The sequence below is a fragment of the Pseudoxanthomonas sp. SORGH_AS_0997 genome (genome assembly GCF_031453535.1).
GTDB lineage: Bacteria > Pseudomonadota > Gammaproteobacteria > Xanthomonadales > Xanthomonadaceae > Pseudoxanthomonas_A > Pseudoxanthomonas_A winnipegensis.
Genome location: NZ_JAVIZI010000001.1, coordinates 3865070 through 3885142, shown reverse-complemented (window position 1 = coordinate 3885142; position 20073 = coordinate 3865070). Strand labels below are relative to the sequence as shown.

Here is a 20073-nt window from a genome sequence, read left to right as displayed (position 1 = left end):
ATCGGTGTCTGTCTGAGCCGGCGATTGTAAGCCAGGGCGCAAGGGCGCGTCGGTTCGACCTTGGAGGTAGACGCTTGGGGATGGCGTTTCTGACGAGATTTCGTCCTGACGGCGTCGGGAAGCTTGCAGTTGTGAGGATTTCGTATGACGAGGAAGTGTCAGATGTGGCGAGGGCGCCGCAATTAGATATATCTTTTTCCGAAACTTAGATATATCTTTTATTCGCCGCCGGAGCGGCGTGGCCTGTGGCCTCGCCCATGCCGGTGTCCAAACACCCGCGCCGTGCCCAGACCTTCGGTGCCGCGCTCGACCAGGAGGGATTGCCATGCATCCACGTTCACGCCATCGCGGCCGCATCCCCGACGAGGACGGCCTGGACCGCCACGCGCCGCGCGAGGGTCGCGGGCGGCGCGGTCGCGACGCCGCCGCCGACCTGTCCGATGCGGGCGCCCCTGCCTCAGGAGCCGACGAGGCACGCCGCGAGCGCCATGAGCGCGGCGAGCGCCACGAGCGTCACGGCCGCCGTGGCGAGCGCGGCGACGGGCCGCGCAGCCCGCGCCGGCTGGCCCACGGCGACCTGCGCCTGCTGTTGCTCGGGCTGCTGGAGACCCAGCCGCGCCACGGCTACGAGCTGATCCAGCTGATCGGCGAGATGTTCCTGGGGCAGTACGCGCCATCGGCCGGCGCGGTCTACCCGGCGCTGGCCCAGCTGCAGGACGACGGGCTGGTGGTGAGCAGCGAGGACGGGGCGCGCCGCCTGCACGCGCTGACCGATGCCGGCCGCGCCTTCGCCCAGACCCATGCCGAGGCGCTGGACCACGCCCGCCTGCGCACCGAGCGCAGCGCGCGCTCGCTGGTGAAGGCCGGCCTGCCCGCGCCCGTGCGCGGCGGCATGAGCGGGATCAAGCGCGCCCTGCTGGCCCACCACGGTCACTGGACGCCGGAATCGGGCGAGGCGATCGCGCGGATCCTGCAGCAGGCCGCCGCGCAGATCGCGCAGGTGCCGCGTGGCGACTGACGCCTACCACGCGGCGCTGCAGTCCGCGGGCCTGCGCCTGACTGCGCCGCGCCGGGCGCTGCTGGCGCTGCTCGCCCAACAGCCGGTGGCCTGCGACGCCATGTCCCTGCACCAGCAGCTGCGCGGCCAGGGCCGCCGCGTGAGCCTGGGCACCGTGTATCGCCTGCTGCGGGTCCTGGAGGACCGGCAGCTGGCGATTGCCATCGCCAGCCCGCACGGCCGCACCTTGTGGCGCCTGTGCCAGCCCGCGCCGTCCGCGCCCCTCGATGCGGCGGCCACGAGCGTCTGGTTGCGCTCGCTCGCCGCCGAGCTGGGCTATCGCCTGGTGCCGTTGCACTGACCGCGCCGGGCTTACCTCTCTCTGGAGTGATTCACCATGTCCTTGCATGAAAGCCGCAGGATTCAACACCCGGTCGTGTTCCGCCGCCTCGAAGTGACGGAGGCGATCGACCTCACCCCGCACATGCGCCGCATCGTGGTCGGCGGGCGTGAGCTCGAAGGCTTCGTCAGCGCCTCGCCGGAGGACCACGTCAAGCTGTTCTTCCCCAACGCGGACGGCGAGTTCGTCACGCCCACGCCCGGCCCCAACGGCCCGGAGTTCCCGCCCGGCAAGACGCCCTCGCCGATGCGCGACTACACCCCGCGCCTGTACGACGCGCAGGCCGGCACGCTGGCGATCGACTTCGTGCTGCACGGCGACGGCCCGGCCAGCACCTGGGCCGCGCAGGCCAAGGTGGGCGATGCGCTGGCCATGGGCGGGCCGCGTGGCTCGTTCCTGGTGGCCGATGACTTCGATCACTACGTGCTGGTGGGCGATGAGACGGCGCTGCCGGCCATCGGCCGCTGGCTGAGCGAGATGCCGGCCGGCCGCAAGGCCACGGCGCTGATCGAGATCCCCGAAGACGCCGACCGCCAGGATCTGCCCACCCAGGCCGAGGCCACCGTGCACTGGCTGCCACGCAACGGCGTACCCGCCCAGCGCAGCGAACGGCTGGAGCAGGCGCTGGACAATGTGTCGCCCGCCGGCGATACGTTCTGGTGGATCGCCTGCGAGTCGCGCCGCGCGCGGGTAATGCGCAAGTTCCTCGAAGGCCACCGCAGCGTGCCCAAGACGTGGATCAAGTCCACCGGGTACTGGAAGCATGCGGATAGTGAGGATGATGAGGAGTGAGTGGGTGGGAGTGCGTGGAGTGAGTGGGTGAGGTAAGGGGGCAGGAGTAAGCGTGAGCCCGGTGCGTAGCCAGGTGAATGGAGAGGAGAAGCCCGGAAGCTCGTCCTGATGCATCCGAAGTCACGCCCCTCCCCTTTGCGCGCAGCGCAAGGGGGAGGCTGGGAGGGGGTGCTGTTGCTGTTGCTGCTGTTGTTGCGCTCGGGCGCTGTCGACGCAAAGCAGGAGCAACAGCAACAGCGACCCCTCCCCAACCCTCCCCTTCGCCTGCGGCGAAAGGGAGGGGGCGGAAGCCGGCGCTGATCCAACTCGCGTTGATGCCACCGAAGGGCCCCTCCCCTTTGCGCGTAGCGCAAGGGGGAGGTTGGGAGGGGGTCGCTCTTGCTGTTGTTTTTGCGCTCGGGCCTTGTCGACGCAAAGCCGGAGCAACGTCAACAGCAAAAGCGCCCCCTCCCCTTCAATCGCTAGCCGCGATTTCGAGCTCCCCTTCGCCTGCGGCGAAAGGGAGGGGGCGGAAGCCGGGGTTGGTCCAGTTCGCTCTGATGCCACCGAAGGGCCCCTCCCCTTTGCGCGTAGCGCAAGGGGGAGGTTGGGAGGGGGTCGCTGTTGCTGTTGCTGTTGTTGCGCTCGGCCGCTATCGACGAAGAGCAGGAGCAACAGCAACAGCAAAAGCAACCCCTCCCCAGCCCTCCCCTTCGCCTGCGGCGAAAGGGAGGGGGCGGAAGCCGGCGCTGATCCAGTTCGCTCTGATGCCGCCGAAGTGCCCCTCCCCTTTGCGCGTAGCGCAAGGGGGAGGTTGGGAGGGGGTGCTCTTGCTGTTGCTGTTGTTGATGCGCTCGGGCGCTGTCCACGCAAAGCAGGAGCAACGGCAACGGCAAGAGCCCCCCTCCCCCTCAATCGCTAGCCGCGATTTCGAGCTCCCCCTTCGCCTGCGGCGCAAGGGAGGGGCAAGGCGGGGTTTCGCTGCAGTGCGGATTGCAGGTGGGCCGCGTTTGACGCAGGATCGGGTCGATTTCAATCGATCTAAATTGACATGCACCCATCTGCCTCGCCTTCCTCGTCCGCGCTTCGTCGTGCGCCTGCTTACGCCAGATGCCAGGGTCTGCTGACGCTGGCCGTCGCGGCGGCGCTGTGGCTTCCGGTCGGCGCGTCGGCGCAGGCGGGGTTCTCCACGTCGTTCGAGGAGGGCCAGCCGGCTCCGGTCGCGACGGCGGGCGGCGGCACGCAGCTGCGGATCGGCAGCGGGCCGCAGGCGCCGTACACGGCCAAGGCCAATGCGGGTTACAGCGGTGTCAGGGCGCTGGGCTATAGCGGCAGCGGCGGGCGCACGGCCCTGTTCAAGGTCGATACGGTCATCGGGGCGGACACCACGCTGTCGTGGCTGGTGCTGCCGGAAATCGTCGACGGCGACACGGTGGCCTCCACCTATGTCTCGCTGGATGCGGTGCTGGACGATGGCACGCGCGTGTCCGCCACGCCGGCGCGCGATCAGCATGGCTTCGCGCTGGGGGCCAAGGCGCAGGGCGAGTCGAAGTCGCTGTATCCGCAGCAGTGGGCGCGCAAGGCGGTGCGGCTGGGCGATGTGCCGGCGCTGCGCGGCAAGCGCGTGGTGGCGATCGAGCTGGAGCTGCAGCCCGGCGCCGGCAAGACCGCGCGCGGCTGGATCGACGATGTCGCGCTGGGCGAGGTGGCGCAACCCAAGCGCAGCGCGCCCACCGACTGGGTGCTGACCACACGCGGCACGCAGGCCAACAGCACCTTCTCGCGCGGCAACAACTTCCCCGCCACCGCGGTGCCGCATGGCTTCAATTTCTGGACGCCGGTGACCGATGCCGGCTCGCTGTCCTGGCTCTACCACTGGAACGAGAAGAACGACGCCGCCAACCGGCCGCGCCTGCAGGCGCTGGCGCTGAGCCACGAACCCAGCCCGTGGATGGGCGATCGCCAGACCTTCCAGGTCATGCCGTCGCTGGAGCGCGGCGTGCCGGAGGCCGACCGCGCCAAGCGGGCGCTGGCCTTCTCGCACGACAATGAGCTGGCGCGCCCGCAGCAGTATCAGGTGCGCTTCGACAACGGCATCGTCGCCGCGCTGGCGCCGACCGATCATGCGGCGGTGTTCGAGTTCGACTTTCCCGAAGGCAGCGATGCCAACCTGCTGTTCGACAACGTCGATGCGCGCGCCGGGCTGACGCTGGACGCCAAGACGCAGACCCTGTCGGGCTATACCGATGTGCGCAGCGGCCTGTCCACCGGCGCCACGCGCATGTTCGTGTATGCGAGTTTCGATGCGCCTTGGCAGCGCAGTGGCCGCATCGAGACCGGCCGGCCCACCGGCTACATCAAGTTCGCCAAGGGCACGCGCAAGGTGAGCATGCGCATCGCCACCTCGCTGATCTCGCTCGACCAGGCCCGGCACAACCTGGCGCTGGAAGTGCGCGAGGACGACACCGTGGCCAGCGTGGCCGCGCGCGCGCAGCAGCAGTGGGACGCGCTGCTGGGCAAGCTGCAGGTGGACGGAGCCAGCGAGGATCAGCGCACCACGCTGTATTCCAACCTGTATCGCCTGCACCTGTATCCCAACTCCGCCTTCGAGAACGTCGGCAGCCAGGCGCAGCCGCAGTGGCGCTACGCCAGCCAGAACAGCTGGTCGGACAAGGCCACCGAGGGCAGCGCGGTGCGTAGCTTCGCGCCGATCCGCGACGGCAAGGTCTACGTCAACAACGGGCTGTGGGACACCTTCCGCACGGCCTGGCCGGCCTATGGCCTGCTGGATGCGCCGCATGCCGGCGCGCTGATCGACGGCTTCCTGGAGCAGTACCGCGCCGGCGGCTGGGTGGCGCGCTGGTCCTCGCCGGGCTATGCCGACCTGATGGTGGGCACCAGCTCGGACGTGGCCTTCGCCGATGCGTACGCCAAGGGCATCGCGGGCTTCGACGCCAGGCTGGCCTACGAGGCGGCGCTGAAGAACGCCACGGTGGTCTCGCCGGACCGGCATGTCGGCCGCAAGGGCATGGCGCACTCGCTGTTCCGCGGCTACGCCGACACCGAGACGCACGAGGGCATGTCCTGGACGCTGGAAGGCACGCTCAACGACTTCGGCATCGCCACCATGGCCCAGGGCCTGTCCAGGACCGCGGCTTCGGCCAAGGACAAGCAGCGCTACGACGAGGAGGCCGAGTACTTCCGCTATCGCGCGGCCGAGTACGCCAACCTGTTCGATCGCGGCGTGGGCTTCTTCCAGGGCCGCAAGCCCGACGGCAGCTGGCGCGTGGACGCGAAGGACTACGATCCGCGCGTGTGGGGCAACGACTACACCGAGTCCTCCGGCTGGACCTTCGCCTTCACCGCCGCGCACGACGGCAACGGCCTGGCCGCGCTGTACGGCGGAAGAGACGCGCTGGCGCGCAAGCTCGATCAGTATTTCGCCACGCCGGAAACGGCCGACCCGAAGTTCAGCGGCTCCTACCGCGGCGTGATCCACGAGATGACCGAAGCGCGCGATGTGCGCATGGGCATGTATGCGCACAGCAACCAGACCGCGCACCACATCGCCTGGATGTACCTCTACGCCGGCCAGCCGTGGAAGACGCAGGCGCTCACCCGCGAGGTGCTGTCGCGGCTGTACCTGGGCAGCGAGATCGGCCAGGGCTATCCGGGCGATGAGGACAACGGCGAGATGTCGGCGTGGTACGTGCTGGCCTCGATGGGTCTGTATCCGCTGCGCATGGGCTCGCCGGACTATGTGATCGGCTCGCCGCTGTTCAAGCAGTCCACGCTGGCGCTGCCGGGCGGGCGGGAGCTGATCGTGCGCGCGGCGAACAACTCACCCGAGAACGTCTACGTGCAGTCGCTCAAGGTCAACGGCAAGCCGTGGACCCGGACCTGGATCCCGCACGCGCTGCTGGCGCAGGGCGCGACGCTGGACTTCGTGATGGGGCCGACGCCGTCCAAGTGGGGCAGCGCGCCGCAGGATGCACCGCCCTCGCTGACACCGGCTGGCCAGGCGCCGACCACGCTGGCCGACGTGATCGGCCGCGACGCGCACGTGACCGTGGCGGGCAAGGACGCACCGGCCCTGGTCGACGACGATGGCAGCACGGTGATGGCGCTGCCCGGCGCGCAGGCGCAGATCGACATCGCGTTGACCCAGCCCGCGCAGCCGAGCTTCTACACGCTCACCAGCGGCGGTCGCGCCATCGAGCACGCCAAGTGGACGCTGGAAGCGCGGCGCGGCAACGGCAACTGGCAGGCGATCGACACGCGCAGCGACGAGGCCTTCCCGTGGACGCTGCAGACCCGGCCCTTCCGCATCGCCAAGCCGGGCAATTTCGACGCGTACCGTCTGCGTCTGGAGGCGCCGGGGCGCACCGAGCTGGCCGAGATCCAGCTGCTGGCCCCGCATGTGCCGGTGTCGTTGAAGTAGCGCGAGTCAGGCGCACGCAACGGGACACCGAGGCGCGGGAGTTCTGCATCGAGCGCGCGCGCCACGGTTGCGTGCGCTTCCGCCGGGCGGCCATCATGCGGCGATGACCGCCGATGCTGCCCAGCGCTTCGTGGCGCGCCTCAAGGCCGACCTGACCGTGGCGATGCGGAGCCGCAAGGCCGCCGAGGTCGCGGTCCTGCGTCAGCTGATCGCCGCGATCGATAATGCCCAGGCGGTGGCGGTGGGCGATCGCCACGCGACCTACGTGGTCCATGCCTTCGGCGACCCGTCGGTGGAAGTTCCACGCCGGTCGCTGGACGACGCTGCGCTGCGCCGTCTGATCGAAGATGAGATCCACGTCCGGCGCGACGCCGCGGCCACCTATCGGCAGCTGGGCCAGGATGCGCAGGCGCAGGCGTTGGAGGAGGCGATGACGCTGCTGCGTCGCTACCTGGTGCCTGCATGCTGATCCAGGCGCCGCGCGCGTCTAACAATCCGCACCGCAAGCCCCGGCGCGTAGAGCATCCGCGCCCTACTTAGTCGAAGCGTTGGCCTTGGCCACCGCGTGCGTCGAGGAGGACGGGGCCTTCCCATCCCGCACCCGCTTGCGCTCGTCGATCTTCTCGCGGGCGGCCTGTTCGCGGGCGCCGACCACCATCTCGGTCAGCCACTTCACCAGCACCGTGGTGTAGGTGCGCTGGGCCGGCTTTTCGGAGAAGGCATGGTCGGCGCCGGCGATCACCCGCGAGGTGCGCGAGCGGGCGCGGGTGAAGGCGGCCATGTAGTTCTCGATCACCTGGTGCGGGATGATCTGGTCCAGCTCGGCCTCCACGATCAGCGCATCGCCGCGGAACTCGGCGCAGGCGCGCAGCGCGCGGTTGTCCTTCCAGGCCACCTGGCGATGACGGAACGGGATCAGGTCCGGATCCTGGTGCAGCTGGCGCTTGGGCAGTTCCCAGCCCTCGTCCTTGTACAGCGCCGGGGTGCGCAGGGCGAGCCAGCGCACCGGCCGCAGCGAGGACAGGATCGCGGCCAGGTAGGCGCCATAGCTGATGCCCACCACGGTGATCGCGTTGCCATCGACATTGGGCTGCTGCACAAACCAGTCGTAGGCGGCCAGCAGGTCGTCCAGGTTCTGCTGGCGCGTGACCCGCTCCAGCATCTGCGCATCGCCTTCGTGGCCGCGCAGGTCGAAGGTCAGGCAGACCACGCCCAGGCCGGCGGCCTCGCGCGCGCGGGCCAGATCGTGGTCCTGGCTGCCGCCCCAGCCGTGGACGAACAGCACACCGGGCAACGCGCGCGCCGGCGCCAGCAGCGTGCCGGACAGCGCGGCGTCTTCTACTTCGAACGCGATGTGTTCAAGGGTGACATCCATCGACTGCGACCCTAGCGTATTTCAGCAGTCTCCCGAGTGAACCCACCTGCCCGTCGAAGTACACCACCGCATCGTCGGGCACCGGCTCATCGCTCCAGCTCTCGTGGGTGAGCGCATCGAGCCAGGCGACCTGCGGCTGCGCGGCCAGCGCTTCCAGGGCGAGGATCTCGGCCGGGCTGGCCCCGCCGAAGCGCCAGGACTGCTCGAGCACGCCGCAGCGCGCGTGGCCCTGCGCATCGCACCCATGCACCAGGTCGTAGTTGCGACGCGAGGCGTAGAAGCCCGGATAGGCCGCGCTGATCTGCGCCTCGTAGTGCTGCACCTTGGCGATCGCCTCGTGCGCCTGCGCCGGCAGCGGCACGTGCTGCAGCTGGTCCAGGCCGCCGCGGGCCACGCGCAGCCGCGAGCCGCCGTAGACCTCATCGCCGCGCGGCGTGCGCACCGTGTGCTGGGTGCCGAAGTAGGCGATGGACTGGCCGCCCACCTCCACGCAGCCGACACTGAAGGTGACGGCCTCTTCGAGATTCAGCTCGACCACCACGCCGGCTTCGATCTCATCGGCGTCCAGCGTGGCGCGCCAGGCCTCCAGCGCGCCCAGCGAATCGACCACGCGCTGGCCGTTGCCGCCACGCGCGTAGGCGAGCTTGCAGCGCACGCGGCCCTGTTCCAGCAGGCGGGCGACGGCGCTGCGCAGGTCGGCGTCGGTGAACACCGAGTAGCCCGGCAGCACGGCCTCGCCCAGCGCCTGGCCGAGCGCATGCGCCCAGCCCTCCGGCGCGCGCGTGCCGCCTTCGATCAGGCCATGGGTGATCAGCTTGCTGGCCACGAAGGCCTGCGGCACCACGCCGCCGAACAGATGCGCGGCGCAGCCGATGCCGCGCATCGCCGCTTCCTCGCGGGTCAGCGTTTCCATCGGGATGAAGTAGCCGGGCAGGCCGGGCAGCGCCTGGGCGCGGAACTCGCGCCCGAGCAGCCGCGCCAGGCGGCGGCCCATGCAGTCCACGCTGGCGCGTTCATGCGCGGCGCGGCGCGGATCGGTGAACAGCGGCGTGACCGCCGGCGCGTACGGACGCGGCAGCGTGATCGCGTTGGCCTGCGGGGGACGGGATTCGATGATGGCGACCATGGTCTTCCCTCGGGGGTGGGAGAAACGAAGGCACCAGGCCACACGAAGCGGCCCGGTGCGAAGGCGCCTGCGGCGCAGGCGGTGAAGCGCGGGACTGCGTGTTGCAGGTGGTGGCCGCCAAGGGCCCGATGGGATGCTGCGTGTAGCCGTGGGTGGTGCGCGAACTGGACGACGAACCCGTGCGGTAACGCGAGGACGATCTGCCTGGTCTGCCGTTGCCTGCGCGGATGCGCGATCCCCTGGCGCCGAGTATTACCGCGGCACGTAAATCCTGTGCGAAGCCGCGTGGGCGCCGATATGACAATCGCGACGGGGCTGATGACCATCGCGACCTGGACGTGGCGGCAAACGGCGACGCGACGTGAGACGGGTTCCAGAAACGCCTCGCCGGGTGCGCACGACCGCGCGAAAGGCGGCACTGTGTCCGCTCAAGCCGCACCCGCACCGGAGGCCCCAGATGCGCCAGGACCAACTCGACCAGCAACTGCATGCCCTGCACGACAAGGTGGCCGACGGCGCGCCGCCCCTGGACCAGGCCTTCTTCGACGCCTGCGCGGCCGAGGCCTCGGCGATCCTTGCGCACGTGGACGATGCAGCCCAGGCGCGCTATGCGATCGAGCGGATCGATGCGATCTTCGATGCGGTCGGCGTGGACGCGCAGCGGCTGCTGTCCACCGGCCAGCGCAGCCCGCTGCCGGTCGGTGCGGGCACGCAGGGCTGAACGCGCCGCTCAGTCGCTCTGCAGTTCGGCCACGAAGTCGTAGGCGTCGCCGCGATAGAACGAGCGGGTGAACTCGACCACGCGCCCGTCGGCGAGGAAGGCGCGGCGCTCGACCAGCAGGCCGGGTGCGCCGGGCTCCAGCTGCAGCAGGGTGGCGGCCTCGCGCTCCAGCGCCACCGCGCGCAGGCGCTGCAGCGCGCGCCGCGGGCGATGGCCGTAGGCGTCCAGCGCCTCGTAGAGCGAGGCACCGATGCGCTCGGGGTCGGGCAGCAGGCTGTGCGGCACCAGGGTGCGTTCGGCCGCGATCGGCGCGCCATCGACGTGGCGCAGGCGGTACAGGCGCACCACGCCGCTGCCGGGCGAGAGGTTCAGCGCCATCGCTTCCTCCGGGGTGACCCCGCCGATGCCGCGCTCGAGGAAGGTCACCTGCGGGTCCAGCCCGCGCTCGCGCAGGTCGTCGGTGAAGCTGGTCAGGCGCGAGAAGCTGCGCACGATCCGCTCGGACACGAAGGTGCCCGCGCCCTGGCGCTGGCTCAGCAGGCCCTGGTCGATCAGCCCGGACAGCGCCTTGCGCACCGTCACGCGCGAGAGCTGCAGACCAGTGGCCAGGTCGCGCTCGCTGGGCAGGCCGTGGCCCGGGCCGAGCACGCCGGTGTCGATCAGGTGCTGCAGGGCGCGGCGCAGGCGCAGATAGGCCAGGGTGCGGCTGGTCTCGGCCTGCTGCAGGCGGGCGTATTCGGTGGCGATGGCGGACAGCATGCCGCGAAAATACCAATGGGATACCAAGAGTGCAATCACGCGGCCCTCACGGGCCCGTTCATATGCAGGGCTGGGCCGCGCGTGGTAGGGCGGTGGTATCGTCTGTGCCGATCTCCCCGCATCCTGACAAGGCTTCACCGTGAGCGCCAAGACCGTACCCGTGGACAGCTTCGACCTGGTGATCTTCGGCGGCACCGGTGACCTGGCCCTGCGCAAGCTGCTGCCCGGCCTGCTGCGCCGCTATGCCGACGGCCAGATCCCGCAGGACAGCCGCATCATCGGCGTGGCGCGCGATCCGCAGACCGGCGCCGACTACCGCACCCGCGTGGGCGAGGCGCTGGAGAAGGTCGCCAGCGACGACCCGCTGCTGCGCGCGCGCATCCCGGCCTTCCTGCAGCTGCTGGACTACCGCCCGCTGGATGCGACCAAGGACGAGGGCTGGGACGAGTTCGCCGAGCTGCTCAAGCAGACCGGGGCCGAGCGCATCCGCGTGTTCTACCTGTCCACCAGCCCGAGCCTGTTCGTGGACCTGTGCACGCGCCTGCGCGATGCCGGCCTCAACGACGGCAATGCGCGCGTGGGTGCTGGAGAAGCCGATCGGCAAGGATTCGGCCAGCGCCGCGGCGATCAACGACGCGGTCGGCGCGGTGTTCTCCGAGCACCAGATCTTCCGCATCGACCATTACCTGGGCAAGGAGACGGTGCAGAACCTGCTGGCGCTGCGCTTCGCCAATATCCTGTTCGAGCCGCTGTGGAACGCCAACCGCATCGACCACGTGCAGATCACCGTGGCCGAGACCGTCGGCCTTGAGAAGCGCGCCGGCTACTACGACACCTCCGGCGCGCTGCGCGACATGGTCCAGAACCATCTGCTGCAGCTGCTGTGCATGGTGGCCATGGAGCCGCCGGCCACGCTGCAGGCCAATGCGCTGCGCGATGAGAAGCTCAAGGTGCTGCGCTCGCTCAAGCCGATCACCGCCGCCGAGGTCAGCCACGTCACCGTGCGCGGCCAGTACCGCGCCGGCGCCTCGGGCGGTGCGGCCGTGCCGGGCTACCTGGACGAGCTGGGCCGCAACGACTCGCGCACCGAGACCTTCGTGGCGATCAAGGCCGAGGTGTCCAACTGGCGCTGGGCCGGGGTGCCGTTCTACCTGCGCACCGGCAAGCGCCTGCCCGAGCGCGTGTCGGAGATCGTGGTGGCCTTCCGCCCGGTGCCGCACTCGATCTTCGACGCCAGCGTCGGCCCGGCCCAGCCCAACCGGCTGGTGCTGCGCCTGCAGCCGGACGAGGGCGTCAAGCTGTGGCTGATGATCAAGGACCCGGGCCCGGGCGGGCTGCGCATGAAGTACGTGCCGCTGGACATGAGCTTTGCCGAGGCCTTCGGCGTGCATCAGCCGGAGGCCTACGAGCGCCTGCTGATGGACGTGGTGCGCGGCAACCAGTCACTGTTCATGCGTCGCGACGAGGTCGAGGCGGCCTGGGCCTGGATCGACCCGATCCTGGACGCCTGGGAACAGCTGCCCGAGGCGCCGAAGTCCTACACCGCCGGCTCGTGGGGCCCCAACGCCGCCGTGGCGCTGATCGAGCGCGACGGCCGCACCTGGCATGAGGACGCCGGCACGTGAGCCTGCAGATCGATGAGACCCTGACCCAGGTCCACGCCTGGCCCGACCACGATGCGCTGGCGCAGGCGTTGGCCGCACAGGTGGCCGACGACCTGCGCGCGGCCCTGGCCGAGCGCGGCCGGGCCACCGTGGCCCTGTCCGGCGGCACCACGCCGGTGCGCTTCTTCCAGGCGCTGGCCGAGCAGCCGCTGCCGTGGAAGCAGGTCACCATCACCCTGGTCGACGAGCGCTGGGTGGACGAGTCCAACGCCCGTTCCAACGCCGCGCTGGTGCGCCAGCACCTGATGTACGGCGCGGCGGCGGTGGCGCGCTTCGTGCCGCTGTACCGCAGCTACGACGACGGCCCCGAGGCCGCCCTGCCCGAGCTGGAGGCCGAACTGGCCCAGACCCTGCCGCTGGACGTGGCTGTACTGGGCATGGGCACCGATGGACATACCGCCTCGTTCTTCCCCGGCGGCGACTACCTGGCCCAGGCGCTGGACCCGGCCGGCACCGCGCGCGTGCTGCCCATGCACGCCACCGCCGCCGGCGAGGCGCGCATCACCCTGACCCTGCCGGTCCTGGCCGCCGCCCGGCACCTGTACCTGCACATCGAGGGCGAGCAGAAGGCGCGCACGCTGCAGGAGGCCCTGGCCGCGCAGAACCCGCCGCCGATCGCGGTGATGCTGCGTGCCGCCAGCACGCCGGTACAGACCTACTGGTGCCCGTGAAGCCAGGAGTGAGTGGAGAGGAGTGAGGCGCGAGCGAAAGCGGGATCGGACTTTGCTCGATCCTCGCCTTGCAACGCACTCCTCGCTCCCACCCGACGGGCCTGCTTATAATCCCCCCGCCGCCCGGCTCGCCGGTGCGGCATCCCGGTCACCCCCACGTCCGGAACATTCGCAACAACCGACGAGTGTTTTCAGCCACGCCGGCAACGGCGCTGCCAAAGGTGGACTGTGCGCAATCACGACCTGGAGTTCCTCAAGCGCTTTTCGATGGTGATCGGCATCCTGGCGGTGGTCACCGTCGGCCTGATCGTCGGCGCGTTCTTCCTGTCCAAGGTCATTCCGGCCGAAGTCTCGCCGGTGGCGGCCAAGCAGACCCAGGCGCGCATCGCGCCGGTCGGCGCGGTCTATGCCGGCGCCACCGGTGCGGCGGCCCAGGCCGCGGCCAAGGCGGCCGCCGAAGCCGCCGCCGCCGCGCAGGGCGCCTACGGCGGCACGCTGGACGGCAAGACCATCTTCGACCAGCTGTGCACCGCCTGCCATACCGCCGGCATCGGCAATGCGCCGATGCTCAACGCCGCCGGCTTCGGCGCGCGCCTGGCCAAGGGCAAGGAGACGCTCTACAAGCACGCCATCGAGGGCTTCACCGGCCCGGACGGCGGGGTGATGCCGCCCAAGGGCGGCAACCCGGGCCTGAGCGAGGCCCAGATCCACGCCACCGTGGACTGGATGCTCGAACAATCGAAGTAAGCGCGCAGGCACAATGCCTGGCCGAGAACGCCGCCTTCGGGCGGCGTTTTTGCGTTTACCACCGTCCTCGCTCGCGTCTTACGGAAATCCCGCATGCCTTCGATCCGTCCGCTGCTGCTGTCTTCCGCCTTGGCGCTGTGCTGCACCTTGCCGGCCTACGCGAAAGACACGCCGCTGCCGATCGGTCAGGTCCAGGGCAGCCAGGCGCGCAGTGCGCTGGTGGGCCAGACCGTGACGGTCACCGGCACGGTGACCGCGGACCTGCGTGCAGGGCTGCAGGGCTTCTTCGTGCAGGACGCCGGCGACGGCGATGCGTCGACCTCCGATGCGCTGTGGGTCGTGGCTGGCACGGGCGCGACGCTGCCGGACATCCACACCGGTCAGCGCTGGCAGCTCACCGGCACCGTGGCCGAGACCGGCGATGGCCCGCACACCCTGACCACGCTGCAGCTCGCCGACGCCAAGGCCCTCGGCGCGGCGATCGCCACGCCCGCGCCCGTTGTGCTGACCGCCCCGCCCGCCGACTGGGCCGCGCTGGAAGGCATGCGGGTGCGCATCGACGCGCCGCTGACCTTGAACGGCACCGACACCCGCTTCGGCCAGACCATCGCCAGCTTCGGCGGGCCGCTGTGGACGCCGTCCGAACGTGAGGTGCCGGGCACGCCCGGCTATGCCGCGCTCGCGGCGGACAACGCGCATCGCCGGCTGCTGCTGGACGATGGCAGCGATGCCCGCGATCCGGCGGCCCTGCCCTACCTGCCCGGTGGCGCGGTGCGCAGCGGCTCGACCGCGACCGGCGCAAGCGGGGTGGTCGACTTCCGCCACGGCGCCTGGCGCCTGCAGGCGCTGACGCCGCTGCAGGTGCAGGCGGCCGCGCGCCCGGCGGCGCCGGACGTGCCGGGCAGTGTGAGGATCGCGGTGTTCAACCTGGAGAACCTGTTCAACGGCGACGGCGCGGGCGGCGGCTTCCCGACCAAGCGCGGCGCCAAGACCGAGGCCGAGTACCGCGCCCAGGTCGCCAGGCTGGTGGCGACGCTGACGCCGCTGCGCGCCGACATCGCCGCGCTGATGGAACTGGAGAACGACGGCTACGGGCCGCAGTCCTCGCTGGCGCAGTTCGTCGAGGCGCTCAACGCCGGCGGCGGCGACTGGCGCTACATCGATGCCGGCAGCGGCCCGGGCGACAACCCGATCCGGGTCGGGCTGATCTATCGCGCCTCGCGGGTCACGCCGGTGGGCAAGCCGGTCACCCTGGAAGGCGGCCCGTTCGTCGAGCACAGCCGCGTGCCGCTGGCGCAGGCCTTCCGCCGCGGCGACGGCGCGCTGTTCGTGGTCGCGGCCAACCACTTCAAGTCCAAGGGCTGCAATGAGGCCAGCGGCGCCGACGCCGATGCGCACGACGGCGCCGGCTGCTGGAATGCGACGCGCACCGAGTCGGCCAGGCGCGTGGACGCCTGGCTCAAGTCGGACCCCACCGGCACGGGCGCGACCCGCGCGTTGATCGTGGGCGATCTCAACGCCTATGCGCAGGAACAGCCGCTGCGCACGCTGCGCCAGGCCGGCTGGGCCGACGCCTTCGCCGCGGCCCACGTGACGTCGCCTTACAGCTATGTCTACGACGGCCAGCGCGGGCGGCTGGACCACGCCCTGCTCTCGCCGGCGCTGGCGCCGCTGCTGCGCGGCGCGGCCGAATGGCACGTCAACGCCGACGAGCCCGAGCCGCGCGGCGACGCGCGCGACGCCACGCCGGGCCCGTGGCGCAGCTCGGACCATGACCCGATGCTGCTGGGGTTCGATCTCTAGCGGAGGAGCGCGCGGCCGACGGGGCCGCGCAGGCTCAGTGTCAGGCCTCGCACGGCGGCGCGTGCGGGCGGCGGCGCCAGTTCCAGACATGGGCGCTGGCCAGCAGCAGGCTGCCGGCCACGGTCACGGGCGTCTCGACCTCGTGCGAGGGCCAGCCGACCGCGCCGGCGAGCAGCCCGATCAGGCCCAGCGCGGCCAGCGTGACCAGTGGCCAGGGCAGCGGCCGGGCCCGGTGCGCGCGCCACAGCGCGAAACCGGCCAGCGGCGCAGCGATGGCGACGAACACGATGTGGACCCATTCGGCGTGCGCCCAGGCGCCGAACACCGGCAGCAGCGCCGCCAGCACGGGCAGCAGCAGGCAGTGGGCCAGGCACAGCATCGACAGGCCGATGGCCGAGGCATCGGCCGCCTGGGTTGAGGACAGTTTCATGGCGACTTCTCCATTTGTTACTTAGTAACAATACAGGAGGTGTCAAGCCCCGATGTCAACACGGGCGGCGGGCGACCGGGACCAAGGCCGGCGATGTCATAGGCCAGTCCCCGGACTCGGCCGTCCCCGAGCGGTCGCCAACTGCCTTAGCCGATCCACCCCGCCGCGACGCGCTGGTCGTCAGGGCGTGGCGCCGGGCTGGTGGACTTCCGCGATATAGCCTCCGGGGAAACGCAGCATCGCCGCGCGCCGGCCGCCAACCGCGTATGGGCCCACCAGCAACTCGGCGCCGGCATCGCGGGCACGGCCCAGGGTGGCGGCCAGATCCTGCACCTCGTAGCCGGTCAGCTCCCGGCCATAGGGCCACGGCAGATGGCCATCGGAGACCAGCAGCAGCACCTTGCCGTAGCCGGACTGCAGCAGCACGCGGCGCACGGTGGCGTCGGGACGGCCGATCTCCGTCCCGCTGGCCGCGGCCTCATCCGACACGACCCGCCCGTGCGAGAACGCAAGCCATTGCCTGATGAACGCATCGGCCGCATCGGCGGTGAGGTAGATGCGGTTCTCCGGCACGCTGGTCAGCGCGGCATACGACGGCGGCGCGGTGTGCCAGTAGAACTGCATGTTGACCCCACCGGCCCATTGCAGCACCACGTCGCGCCCGATCGGATCGGGGAAGGTCTCCACCAGGCGCGTTGCGCCCAGCGAGACGGCGGCGGCGGTGGCCGCGTCGATGTCGGTGACCAGGTAGCCGGTGCGTTCGACGCCGAAGGGATAAGGGATCGGCGTCTTGAAGCCGAACACCGAGAGCGTGCCGACGGGCGAGCGCACCAGCTGCGAGAGCGTCTGGCTCGGCGTCGGCGTGACCTGGACGACGGCCTGCTTGCCGACCGTCCCGCTGAAGGTCGCCACGAAGCTGCGCACGAAGCGATCGAAGTCCTCCGCCTGCACATAGACGTGGGTGGAGTCGTACTGCGGGCCAACGGCATAGGAGGCGTCGGCCGCAGGCTTGCCGGCCCGCGCTGGCAGCGCCCACGACGTGGCCAGGGCGATTAGAGCGATGGCCAGCAACGGTAGGCGAGGCTTCATGGGCGTGCTCCAGCGAGAGAAACATCGGCGCACCAGTCGCGACGCGAAGTGGACTCAACGCCGTGCGGAACGGACGCAATCGTCAACCGATGCCAAAGCTGGACGGTGACGCTGCGTCACGCATCCTCGAACGTTGCCGCGGGGGCGTCTACCCACGATCGGTGTGGTGGCTCTTCCCTCTTTCGGGGGAGGGCGATCGTCGAAGAGGCGCCGCCAGCGCCGCGACGATCAACCCATGCCGCGACTGATCAGCACGATGGAGGCCAGCGCCAGCGGGATGGCGAGCAGGTTCCGCCGGCCCAGGCGTTCACCGAACACGCCCACGCCCACCGCCGTGCCGAGCAGCACCACGCCGATGTTCATCGCCGCGAACACCGTGGCCGGCGCCTGCGGCAGCGCGCGGTGCGCGGCCAGGTAGAAGCCGATATTGGCGAAGTTGAGCGCGCCCAGCGCCAGCCCGCCGACGAAGCTGCGCCACTGCAGCCGCACGCCACGCGCATGCCGCCACAGCTGCCAGCCCAGCATCGGCACGAAGGCCACGGCGAAGGTCGCCAGCAGCGAGACCGACAGCGGCGCGCCATCGGCGGCGATGCGCTTGAACAGCACATCGGTGGTCGCCCAGCCCACCAGCACCACCAGCGGCAGGCGCCACTCGGTGGACTGCGGCGTCGGCCCGCCCGCGCGGGCGCGCCAGCAGGCAGGGAATGGCCACCAGCCCCAGCGCCAGGCCGAGCAGCTGCGCCGTGCCCGCACGCTGGCCGAACAGGGTGAAGGCGGCGATCAGCGACAGCAGCAGCGACAGGCGCTGGGCGATGTCGGTGCGCACCACGCCGGCCCGGCGCACCGAGGCGGCCAGCACCAGGAACAGCCCGGGCAGCAGCAGGCCCAGCGGCAGCCACCAGCGCCATGGCGCGTGTTCGCCGGCCAGCGCCTGCAGCGGCGGGTGCAGCAGGCCCAGCGCCAGCAGCACGCCGGCCAGGTAGTTCCAGGTCACCGCCTGCGGCACATCCAGCCGCCAGCGCGGCGCCAGGCGGAACAGGACCGACACCGCCACGCTGCACAGCACCGCCAGGGCAAGCCACCACATCGATCACCGCCGTGCGCGCGTTTCAGGGCCGCGCATTATCGCAGCGCGCGCTGGCTCGGGCGGCGGGATTGTGTGCGACGAAAAGAAAGCGGTCGGAAGCCCGCGCAAGGCGCAGCGCCTCACCTCCACGCGCCCCGCGCTTCGTCATGCGCTGCGCGTTGCGCGCTTCCAGGTTTCTACTGCGGCGGCGCAGCCAGCTCCCGCGCGTCGAGAAAACCATCGTGATTGCGGTCCTGCCGGGCGAAGCGCGCGCGCAGCTGCTGCACCAGCGCCGCGCGCGTGACCGGCTTGCCGCGGCTGCCGGGCAGCTCGGCGCCTTCGAGCACGCCGTCGTGGTTGGCGTCGCGTTCGTCGAAGGCGTAGGTCATCCAGGACACGTACTCCTCGACGCTGACCCGGCCGTCGTGGTCGCTGTCCATGCGCGCCAGGTAGTCGGACGTGCCGGCGGGCTGCTGCGCGGACGCGCCGGGGACGAAGGCCAGCGCCAGCGCGGCGGCCAGGGATGCGGGCGGCATGCGGCGTCGGGTCATGGCGGCAGTGTCGCAGCTATGGCGCAATTCGGACGCCGTGCGTGTGGCGAGGTAGCAGGGCCGGGGAAGCCGCTGGATCCCCGCCTTCGCGGGGATGACGAGCAGAAGCGGCGCCCTGCCCCCTGACCTCCAGTCCCTGCTCCCGATCAGTGATGCGCCAGCGCGTAACCCTTCAGCCGCTGCGAATAGGCCTGCAGCGAGGCGATGCCGCTTTCCTCGGCCTCCTTGCACCAGGCCTGCAGCTGGCGCAGGCGTTCGGCCGCGTCGTGCGAGCGGGCCTCCAGCAGGGTGGCCAGGCGCTTGCGGTGCTCGACCAAGGCGGCCATGCGCGGACGCTGGGCGATCCAGTGCTGCAGCGCGTCGCGCGCCTCGGGCTTGAGCCAGCGCCCGTCGTCGACCAGGCCGCGGCGCAGGCGGCGCGGCAACAGCTGGCGCAGCTTCTGTCCGGCGATGGAGGCCTCCTCGGCCAGCACCGGGCGGAACACGTTGCGCTGATAGTCGGTCATGGCCTGGAAGCGGTGCGAGAGCAGCGCCTTGAGCGTGTCGGCGTCGGGCACGGCGATGTTGGGGCGGATGTCCAGGCGCGGCGCCACGCGCAGCACCTTGGCCAGGCGCAGCGCCTCCAGACCCTTGATCGCGGCCCAGCCGATGTCGAACTCGAAGCGGCGCATGGCGAAGCGCGCCGAGCTGGGGAAGGCGTGATGGTTGTTGTGCAGCTCCTCACCGCCGATCCAGAACGCCCACGGCGTCAGGTTGGTCGAGGTGTCGGCCGATTCGAAATTGCGATAGCCCCACCAGTGGCCCAGGCCGTTGACCACGCCGGCGGCCCAGAACGGGATCCACGCCATCTGGATCGCCCACATCGCCACGCCCGGCAGGCCGAACAGCACCACGTTGGCCACGCCCAGCACGATCGGGCCCCAGTTGGCGCGCGGGGTGTAGAGGTGGCGCTCGAGCCAGTCCTCCGGCGCGCCGCGGCCGTACTGCTCGATATCGCCGCGGTTCCAGCGCGCCTCGCGGTACAGCTCCACGCCTTCCCAGAACACCTTGCCGATGCCGCGCGTCTGCGGGCTGTGCGGGTCTTCCTCGGTCTCGACCTTGGCGTGGTGCTTGCGATGGATCGCCACCCACTCCTTGGTGATCATCGAGGTGGTGAGCCAGGTCCAGAACCGGAAGAAATGGTTCAGCACGGGGTGGAAATCCACGCCGCGGTGGGCCTGGCTGCGGTGCAGATACAGGGTGACCGAGAAGATGGTCAGCTGGGTGCACACCAGCAGCACCAGGGCCAGCTCCCACCAGGTGAACTGGGTCAGGCCGCCGGTCAGGAAGTCGATCAGGGACGGATGCATGGGTTCCCCCTCCAGGGAGTCCAAAGCGCAGGCAACACGCCCACCGCTGGCGTCCATAATGCAGGCTGCCCCCGCAAACTTCACCCGTCGCCCGCGTATGGCGTTCAGCCCCG

16 protein-coding genes and 2 pseudogenes are annotated in these 20073 nt (G+C 70.6%); 10 read left to right on the top strand and 8 right to left on the bottom strand.

Annotated features, from left to right (window positions below; translation table 11 throughout):
- Positions 1 to 325: 325 nt before the first annotated feature.
- The 5 genes from QE438_RS16875 (at position 326) to QE438_RS16855 (ending at position 7078) form a co-directional block, all read left to right on the top strand.
- Positions 326 to 1018 (top strand): PadR family transcriptional regulator, encoded by a 693-nt coding sequence (locus QE438_RS16875; RefSeq protein WP_306993975.1) that lies wholly within the window; start codon positions 326 to 328, stop codon positions 1016 to 1018.
- Positions 1008 to 1358 (top strand): transcriptional repressor, encoded by a 351-nt coding sequence (locus QE438_RS16870; RefSeq protein WP_306993977.1) that lies wholly within the window; start codon positions 1008 to 1010, stop codon positions 1356 to 1358. Before QE438_RS16875 ends, QE438_RS16870 begins: the two co-directional genes overlap by 11 nt.
- Positions 1359 to 1394: 36 nt before the next feature.
- Positions 1395 to 2189, top strand: coding sequence for a siderophore-interacting protein (locus QE438_RS16865; RefSeq protein ID WP_306993979.1), 795 nt, complete (start codon positions 1395 to 1397; stop codon positions 2187 to 2189).
- Positions 2190 to 3219: 1030 nt separating this feature from the next.
- On the top strand, positions 3220 to 6609 hold the full coding sequence (locus tag QE438_RS16860; RefSeq protein WP_306993980.1) for a GH92 family glycosyl hydrolase: 3390 nt from the start codon (positions 3220 to 3222) through the stop codon (positions 6607 to 6609).
- A gap of 103 nt (positions 6610 to 6712) precedes the next feature.
- Entirely contained in the window at positions 6713 to 7078 is a 366-nt protein-coding gene (locus QE438_RS16855; RefSeq protein ID WP_306993982.1) for a hypothetical protein, read from the top strand.
- A 63-nt stretch (positions 7079 to 7141) separates the two neighbouring features.
- Here the strand turns inward: QE438_RS16855 and QE438_RS16850 are convergent, their stop codons facing one another.
- Both QE438_RS16850 and QE438_RS16845 read right to left on the bottom strand, forming a co-directional pair.
- On the bottom strand, positions 7142 to 7984 hold the full coding sequence (locus QE438_RS16850) for an alpha/beta fold hydrolase (RefSeq protein ID WP_307184067.1): 843 nt from the start codon (positions 7982 to 7984) through the stop codon (positions 7142 to 7144).
- On the bottom strand, positions 7968 to 9110 hold the full coding sequence (locus QE438_RS16845; RefSeq protein ID WP_306993984.1) for a DUF3182 family protein: 1143 nt from the start codon (positions 9108 to 9110) through the stop codon (positions 7968 to 7970). The genes QE438_RS16850 and QE438_RS16845 overlap by 17 nt, the downstream gene beginning before the upstream one ends.
- A 457-nt stretch (positions 9111 to 9567) precedes the next feature.
- Between QE438_RS16845 and QE438_RS16840 the strand changes: the two genes are divergently transcribed.
- On the top strand, positions 9568 to 9831 hold the full coding sequence (locus QE438_RS16840; RefSeq protein WP_130514921.1) for a hypothetical protein: 264 nt from the start codon (positions 9568 to 9570) through the stop codon (positions 9829 to 9831).
- Between the two features lie 9 nt (positions 9832 to 9840).
- Here QE438_RS16840 and QE438_RS16835 read toward each other — a convergent pair whose 3' ends face one another.
- On the bottom strand, positions 9841 to 10590 hold the full coding sequence (locus tag QE438_RS16835; RefSeq protein WP_130514919.1) for a GntR family transcriptional regulator: 750 nt from the start codon (positions 10588 to 10590) through the stop codon (positions 9841 to 9843).
- A gap of 139 nt (positions 10591 to 10729) precedes the next feature.
- On the opposite strand from QE438_RS16835, the pseudogene zwf reads away from it, so the two are divergent.
- The 4 genes and pseudogenes from zwf (at position 10730) to QE438_RS16815 (ending at position 15475) form a co-directional block, all read left to right on the top strand.
- Positions 10730 to 12215 (top strand): annotated as a pseudogene (gene zwf / locus QE438_RS16830) (glucose-6-phosphate dehydrogenase).
- Positions 12212 to 12925: a 6-phosphogluconolactonase gene (pgl, locus tag QE438_RS16825; protein WP_131658693.1), complete on the top strand. Its 714-nt coding sequence runs from the start codon at positions 12212 to 12214 to the stop codon at positions 12923 to 12925. The pseudogene zwf and the gene pgl overlap by 4 nt, the downstream one beginning before the upstream one ends.
- A gap of 228 nt (positions 12926 to 13153) precedes the next feature.
- Positions 13154 to 13672, top strand: coding sequence for a c-type cytochrome (locus QE438_RS16820; protein ID WP_130514913.1), 519 nt, complete (start codon positions 13154 to 13156; stop codon positions 13670 to 13672).
- A gap of 93 nt (positions 13673 to 13765) precedes the next feature.
- The gene (locus QE438_RS16815; RefSeq protein ID WP_306993989.1) at positions 13766 to 15475 is read left to right on the top strand and encodes an ExeM/NucH family extracellular endonuclease; all 1710 of its coding nucleotides are present in this window, start codon (positions 13766 to 13768) and stop codon (positions 15473 to 15475) included.
- A gap of 40 nt (positions 15476 to 15515) precedes the next feature.
- Here QE438_RS16815 and QE438_RS16810 read toward each other — a convergent pair whose 3' ends face one another.
- From QE438_RS16810 to QE438_RS16790, 5 genes and pseudogenes are all read right to left on the bottom strand, one after another.
- Positions 15516 to 15905, bottom strand: a complete 390-nt coding sequence (locus QE438_RS16810) for a MerC domain-containing protein (RefSeq protein WP_306993991.1) — start codon at positions 15903 to 15905, stop codon at positions 15516 to 15518.
- Between the two features lie 180 nt (positions 15906 to 16085).
- Positions 16086 to 16994, bottom strand: a complete 909-nt coding sequence (locus tag QE438_RS16805) for a glyoxalase (protein WP_306993994.1) — start codon at positions 16992 to 16994, stop codon at positions 16086 to 16088.
- Positions 16995 to 17222: 228 nt separating this feature from the next.
- Positions 17223 to 18081, bottom strand: a pseudogene (locus QE438_RS16800) (EamA family transporter).
- Between the two features lie 176 nt (positions 18082 to 18257).
- A complete protein-coding gene (locus QE438_RS16795) occupies positions 18258 to 18596 on the bottom strand; it encodes a hypothetical protein (protein WP_306996231.1) in 339 nt (112 codons plus the stop codon).
- 161 nt (positions 18597 to 18757) lie between these two features.
- Positions 18758 to 19960 carry a fatty acid desaturase gene (locus QE438_RS16790; protein ID WP_306993999.1) on the bottom strand — a complete coding sequence of 401 codons (1203 nt, stop codon included), beginning with the start codon at positions 19958 to 19960 and terminating at the stop codon, positions 18758 to 18760.
- Between the last annotated feature and the right edge of the window lie 113 nt (positions 19961 to 20073).

Excerpts from the sequence above, each read along its gene's own strand:
- QE438_RS16860 (WP_306993980.1), top strand. The coding sequence starts at position 3,220 with ATGCACCCATCTGCCTCGCCTTCCTCGTCCGCGCTTCGTCGTGCGCCT.
- QE438_RS16835 (WP_130514919.1), bottom strand. The coding sequence starts at position 10,590 with ATGCTGTCCGCCATCGCCACCGAATACGCCCGCCTGCAGCAGGCCGAG.
- QE438_RS16840 (WP_130514921.1), top strand. The coding sequence starts at position 9,568 with ATGCGCCAGGACCAACTCGACCAGCAACTGCATGCCCTGCACGACAAG.
- QE438_RS16865 (WP_306993979.1), top strand. The coding sequence starts at position 1,395 with ATGTCCTTGCATGAAAGCCGCAGGATTCAACACCCGGTCGTGTTCCGC.
- QE438_RS16845 (WP_306993984.1), bottom strand. The coding sequence starts at position 9,110 with ATGGTCGCCATCATCGAATCCCGTCCCCCGCAGGCCAACGCGATCACG.
- QE438_RS16815 (WP_306993989.1), top strand. The coding sequence starts at position 13,766 with ATGCCTTCGATCCGTCCGCTGCTGCTGTCTTCCGCCTTGGCGCTGTGC.
- QE438_RS16810 (WP_306993991.1), bottom strand. The coding sequence starts at position 15,905 with ATGAAACTGTCCTCAACCCAGGCGGCCGATGCCTCGGCCATCGGCCTG.
- QE438_RS16855 (WP_306993982.1), top strand. The coding sequence starts at position 6,713 with ATGACCGCCGATGCTGCCCAGCGCTTCGTGGCGCGCCTCAAGGCCGAC.
- QE438_RS16795 (WP_306996231.1), bottom strand. The coding sequence starts at position 18,596 with ATGCCGCCCGCATCCCTGGCCGCCGCGCTGGCGCTGGCCTTCGTCCCC.
- QE438_RS16790 (WP_306993999.1), bottom strand. The coding sequence starts at position 19,960 with ATGCATCCGTCCCTGATCGACTTCCTGACCGGCGGCCTGACCCAGTTC.
- QE438_RS16805 (WP_306993994.1), bottom strand. The coding sequence starts at position 16,994 with ATGAAGCCTCGCCTACCGTTGCTGGCCATCGCTCTAATCGCCCTGGCC.
- QE438_RS16850 (WP_307184067.1), bottom strand. The coding sequence starts at position 7,984 with ATGGATGTCACCCTTGAACACATCGCGTTCGAAGTAGAAGACGCCGCG.
- QE438_RS16875 (WP_306993975.1), top strand. The coding sequence starts at position 326 with ATGCATCCACGTTCACGCCATCGCGGCCGCATCCCCGACGAGGACGGC.